The organism is Moorena sp. SIO2C4, assembly GCF_010672485.1.
Classification (GTDB): Bacteria; Cyanobacteriota; Cyanobacteriia; order Cyanobacteriales; family Coleofasciculaceae; genus Moorena; species Moorena producens.
Genome location: NZ_JAAHGN010000455.1, coordinates 1 through 5,796, shown reverse-complemented (window position 1 = coordinate 5,796; position 5,796 = coordinate 1). Strand labels below are relative to the sequence as shown.

4 protein-coding genes and 1 pseudogene are annotated in these 5,796 nt (G+C 45.4%); 3 read left to right on the top strand and 2 right to left on the bottom strand.

Annotated features, from left to right (window positions below; genetic code table 11):
• Together F6K20_RS21775 and hemF are read right to left on the bottom strand one after the other, a co-directional pair.
• Positions 1 to 239 (bottom strand): annotated as a pseudogene (locus F6K20_RS21775) (hypothetical protein); the annotation flags it as partial.
• Between the two features lie 40 nt (positions 240 to 279).
• Positions 280 to 1,314 (bottom strand): oxygen-dependent coproporphyrinogen oxidase, encoded by a 1,035-nt coding sequence (gene hemF / locus F6K20_RS21770; protein ID WP_008178228.1) that lies wholly within the window; start codon positions 1,312 to 1,314, stop codon positions 280 to 282.
• Positions 1,315 to 1,741: 427 nt separating this feature from the next.
• Here hemF and F6K20_RS21765 point away from each other — a divergent pair, with 427 nt between their 5' ends.
• From F6K20_RS21765 to F6K20_RS21755, 3 genes are all read left to right on the top strand, one after another.
• Positions 1,742 to 2,224 carry an SRPBCC family protein gene (locus F6K20_RS21765; RefSeq protein WP_287295996.1) on the top strand — a complete coding sequence of 161 codons (483 nt, stop codon included), beginning with the start codon at positions 1,742 to 1,744 and terminating at the stop codon, positions 2,222 to 2,224.
• 979 nt (positions 2,225 to 3,203) lie between these two features.
• The gene (locus F6K20_RS21760; RefSeq protein WP_154659648.1) at positions 3,204 to 3,341 is read left to right on the top strand and encodes a hypothetical protein; all 138 of its coding nucleotides are present in this window, start codon (positions 3,204 to 3,206) and stop codon (positions 3,339 to 3,341) included.
• Positions 3,342 to 3,624: 283 nt separating this feature from the next.
• A partial coding sequence (locus F6K20_RS21755; RefSeq protein ID WP_287295995.1) for an AMP-binding protein occupies positions 3,625 to 5,796 on the top strand: 2,172 nt, incomplete at its 3' end.

Below are 5,796 nucleotides of genomic sequence, written 5' to 3'. Positions count from 1 at the left end.
TACCTACCGTTGATTAGCTGACGGCTGATAGCTGACTGCTGATACCTGACTGCTGATACCTGACTGCTGATACCTGACTGCTGTTCGCGTTCGCGGAGCGTGGCCAAAGGCCAAGCGTGCCCGTAGCGCATAAGCTGACGGCTGATACCTGACTGCTGATACCTGACTGCTGATACCTGACTGCTGATACCTGACTGCTGATACCTGACTGCTGATAACTTACGACTGATAGCTGACATCGAACCATCCTAGTATTGCCATAAGTGATATGACAACAATTTAAGCTGTCCAGTTCGCCCAGTCTTGAGGCTTGAGAAATGTCTCATAGAGTTCAGATTCTGGTGTATTCGGTTCAGGTTGGTAACCGTATTCCCAACGCACTAAGGGGGGTAAGGACATCAGGATGGATTCAGTACGCCCGTTAGTTTGCAGACCAAAAATTGTGCCTCGGTCATACACCAGGTTAAATTCTACATATCGACCCCGACGATAGAGTTGGAAGTTACGTTCTCTGTCTCCATAGTCCATATCGCGACGGCGCTCTACAATGGGTAGATAAGCTGGTAAAAATGCCTCAGAGCAGGTTGTGACAAATGCAAATAAATCTTCCCAACTGCGAGGCTCTAAATCCCCAAGCTTTTCACTGTAAGCTGCTGCGGGACCATCTTGATGGGGACCACGATACAGTTTACCCGTGCCATCTTGATAGTCAAAAAATAAGCCTCCAACACCCCGCATTTCTTGACGGTGTTTCAGATAAAAATACTCATCGCACCAAGACTTGAACACTGGGTAATACTCAGGGTGATGAGCATCACAGGCTTCTTTCAATTGGCGGTGCAAATGGGCAGCATCTTCAGCAAAGGGATAGTAAGGGGTCAAATCGATTCCCCCACCAAACCACCAGACTGGTCCTGCCTCAAAGTAGCGATAATTCAGGTGAACCGTGGGGACATAGGGATTACGAGGATGCAATACTAGGGAGGTACCAGTAGCGAAAAAACCATGTCCAGCTGCCTCGGGGCGCTGTTTCAAAATTGAAGGTGGCAGCTGTTTGCCCCAAACTTCCGAAAAGTTAACCCCACCCTGTTCCAATACTGAACCATCGCGTATCACACGGGAACGACCACCACCCCCTTCGTCTCTGTCCCATTTATCTTCTCTGAAGGTGCCAATTCCGTCTACTTTTACTAGAGCATCACAAATCGTATCTTGCAGCTGTTGCATCAACTGCTTGACTCTCTCCCTAGAGTCGGCAGGAGGTAAAGAAGTGGTATTAGTGGTAGTTGTTGTGTCCGTCTGAAAAGCTGTCATAAACAATCCTAGTGAGTTTGGAAACCTTAGGTGCGCTTGACCCATTAAGAATTAAATTCGCCACGGGTCGCACCTCTGGTTCTTTAGGCTGGGGAGGAAAAACGAGCCGGGGTCTTTACTCCCCGTCCCCCGAATGGGGGTGGGAAGATGTGCAGTTCCTACCCATTCCTGGTTGAGCGCCTAGAAGCGCCTATGCAAACAAAACCTTAAGTTTGCCTTGCCAATGTTATTGGTTGGTAATTATTGGTTGGTAGTTATTGGTTGGTAGTTATTCGTTGCTACCATCCGCTCCCCTCAGGGTAAGCCCTGGGGGTCGGCATAACTTCCAGGCAGTTGAGATCATATCCTAAATAGAGAGGGATTTTTCAACCAAAGCCATTTGGGGAAGATCATAAATCTGCCTGAGCATAGCTGCGGGAGGCGTGTAGTGATTCTTAATTTTTCTTTCAAGTTAATTGCTGGTCACGAGGGGATTTGGTGTAAGTTTTCCCTCTTCAAGACCTATCGCGCCCTGAGTACTGCCCCAGTGGAAGTGCTCTGGCAAAAATTGATCAACTTAGCAGATGTGTCTTGGAATCCCCTGCTGTCAAGTACCAATGCTCCGAAAGGTTTAATGGCTAAACCTGGTTTAATTTATCAGGTAGTCACTCGCTTGATCCCAATTCCGGTCCGAATTTTTGTAGAGCGTGTCTTACCCGGTGAGCTACTCAGTATACGATTTCTGGCAATCCCTGGGGTTGAAAATCGGGTCACTTACCAGGTAGAGTCCACCCTTTGTGGTACCTATATTTCCTACTCAGTTACCCTAAAGGGCTGGTTATCACCCTTAATCTGGTGGATGATTCGCCCCTACGTGGCGCGGGTGGTATTTGAATTAGCCCAGGCGGCGGAGCAGGTCGTAGCAATCTAAACCTATAGCCCTTGACCGTTGGGAGAGGTAGACACCAACAATCCACCAGTGCCAAAGCTGGTCTACCCTCCTTACAAGGGTAGGTTTTTAAACATTGGGGCGACTAAGTACTCTCATTGCGTATAAATTAATAAAAATATGTATCAAAATACACAATTATTTCCGGGATAATTCTCCCCATTTCCCGCTTTTCCCGATTCCCTCGGTGCGCTTACAGTCGTCGAATTAAATTCGCCACGGGTCGCACCGCTCCCGATTCCCTCGGTGCGCTTACAGTCGTCGAATTAAATTCGCCACGGGTCGCACCGCTCCCGATTCCCTCGGTGCGCTTACAGTCGTCGAATTAAATTCGCCACGGGTCGCACCGCTCCCGACCCAAATGTAAAAAACCTACCCCTGTGAGGTTCCCCCTACTCGCGCTTTGCATCAAGACAGGGACAAGAGTTTCAGGTTTTTTGTCCTGATTTAATAAAAGGTCGTAATAGTACCACTTTAATAGAAGTTTATTGATCACTGACACACCTATCCGGACTTAATCGATAAATCTTGAAAATGTTAAAGTACGAGGCTCCTAGCAGAGCCTAACTTTAGGATAGGCTGTAGCAAAATGAGTAACGTTTTTCAGTATACCTGTGGTTATCTTTCGGATATTGATCATGTGATTCAACCTCAGGCTAAGAGCTATCAAAAAAGTGCCCTTACCACCCTTGACCTTGGGCTGCTCACTGAGACCAAACTGAGCCTACCAATAGGACTTACGCAGAAACCCCTTTTATTAAAGTAATTACAGCGATTTCAGCCTTTTAATTATAGCAGTTTTAATTCCTTGAAGTACTTTGCTTATCCTTTTAATGCAGAGGGCAGAAGGCATTTGGCAGCAATATAGCGCTACGCTTAGCGTCAGAAGTCAGAAGTCAGAAGTCATAAGTAAGCGATTACTTACGTTTCGGAGTTTAGGAGCGATGCAGAGGTGCGACCCGTGGCGAATTTCATTCTTAATGCGGAAAACGCACCATTACGGTCTTGGGAAGGCAGCGCGGTCTTGGGGGTCTCCCCCATGAGCGACTGCCGTGGTTTCCCCCATGAGCGACTGCATCAAGACAATGTCCTAATCTGAATGCGTAGTGCTATACAAGAATGTCTGAAAGGCAATCAGCGCCAATAAATACTGTACCTCATATATTTTATAAAGGCTATATTTTTAAACTTTTTAATGGCATTAATTTTAAATATAATTAGATAATTATGATTCTTAATTAATCCCATTTATCTACCATAATTTTCAAATTTTAATCACCATTTTTATTTTTTTAAATTAATTTAAATTAATATATTTAAATACATTATTAATCCGGAATTAAACCCATCGTCAAAAAAAAACTCAATAAAAGTATCGAAAAATGCAGCCATATATTACCAATTATATAGGACAAGATACCGATAACATTATAGAAAAGCCAATCCAAGACTATCTGCCACAACTATTGACCAAAATCGAATCGGCTTTGTTAGCAAATCCGTTAGTTGACGACTGTGTTGTCCTGGAGAGGAAAATTACAGAAGAAAAGAAAAAAATAGCCCTCAGAGACAATTGTAGTTTTTTGCCTATTATTGCCTATGTAGTCTCAGCTGGATCACCTTCATCAGAACAACTGCGATCGCTCCTGCAAGGGGTCGTGTCAGACACCATCTCAGACACTCTGCTATCTAGTGGTGAACCAAAATTTGGTGAACCAAAAGTCCCCCTAATTATTGTTCCGGTAACTACCTTGCCCCTAACTCCCACAGGTGAGATAGATCAACAAGCACTAGCTTCTGTAGAAATAATTGATACCGACTTAGTGCAGCAATGGGAAGAGCAGCTACAGTCATATAGTTATGGAGGGGCAGAAATCAAGGAAGTCGCCGTAGTTCTACAAGACTACACCCAGCCCGACACACCCCTACATCTATTAGACCTACTTCCAGCCTCCACCGAAACTAGTCCAAAGCCAGAATTATCAAAAGCCAAACCCCTACCGAGGGATTACTCCAAGGCATCTTCCGACGATTGCGTTCCCGTAGCAGCTCGTACCGAGCATCCCGTAGCGGCTCAGGGGGAGCATCGCTCAAATTCCACCCCATCAAAACCCGCCATCAGTCATGGTGAAGCGCTACAGTTACCAACAGATATCTCAACTCTCTCCCAAGCGCTACTAAAAACTGCAAGGGTTGCGCCGGAGCAAGGGATTATCTATCTCGACTCTGATAGTCAGGGAAATACTCACCAAAACTATCAATCTTACCCAGCTCTCCTCAAAGAAGCACAGCGGATTCTTGGTGGCTTAAGAAAACTAAATCTAAAGCCTCAAGACAAAGTAATCTTCCAATTTGACCAAAATCAAGACTTCATTCCAACCTTCTGGGCTTGTATTTTGGGCGGTTTTGTCCCAGTCCCGATTGCGATCGCACCGACCTATGAGTCATCTAACAGTACCGTCAATAAGCTGTGCAATGCCTGGAAAATGCTAGAGCAACCGGTCATCCTAACCAGTGATACCCTTGCTCCAGCAATCCGTGCTTTATGCTTTCGCGTAGCGGCTCCTACCGAGCATCCCTTGCCCAAAAAAGAAATTTTAATTGAAACCGTAGACAACTTCCGCTCATCTGAGCCTGACCTAAATTACTATCACAGCCAACCGGATGATTTAGCAATATTGTTACTGACCTCTGGAAGTACAGGAATGCCTAAAGGCGTCAGGTTGACCCATGCCAATTTAATTAATAATGTCGCCGCCAGTGCCCAGAGGAATAATCTGACCCAGGATGATATCTCCTTGAACTGGCTTAATTTAGACCATGTTGGCTCTCTGGTACGCTGTTGTATTCGGGATGTCTATGTCGGTAACCTGCAAATCCATGCTCCCGCTAAAGCTTTCTTGGAAAATCCCCTCAATTGGTTGGATTGGATTGAAAACTATCGGGTTACCTTGGCCTGGGCTCCTAATTTTGCCCTAGGTTTGATAAATCAGAAAATAAATCAGAAATCCGTTGCGAACAGCCACCGGAAATGGGATTTATCTTCCCTCAAATCTGTATTAAGTGTGGCTGAGCCGATTGTACCTCAAACTGCAAAGCGATTCTTGCAGTTGCTTTCTCCCCATGGGTTATCCGTCAATGTCATGCATTCAGCTTGGGGAATGTCTGAAACCTGTGCTGCTGTGGTATTTTCCCATCGGTACTTGTTGAATTTACCGTCGGATAACCAGTCTGTTAACCACTCTGTTGTAGAAGTTGGCAGACCTGTGCCTGGCTTTTCTGTGCGGATTGTGGATGCACTCGGACAAATAGTTGAAGAAGATACAGTGGGTCAGGTACAGATTTCTGGTCCGATGGTGAGTGATGGTTATTACCAGAATCCTGAGCTAAATCGAGAAGCCTTTACACCGGATGGATGGTTAAAAACGGGAGATAATGGTATACTGCGTGACGGACGTCTCACGATTACCGGTCGAGAAAAAGATGTCATTATTATTAATGGTCTCAATCACTATAGTTATGAAATCGAAGCAGTGGTTGAGCAGGTAGAGGGA

Coding starts and splice junctions, on each gene's coding strand:
- hemF (WP_008178228.1), bottom strand. CDS start 1,314: ATGACAGCTTTTCAGACGGACACAACAACTACCACTAATACCACTTCT.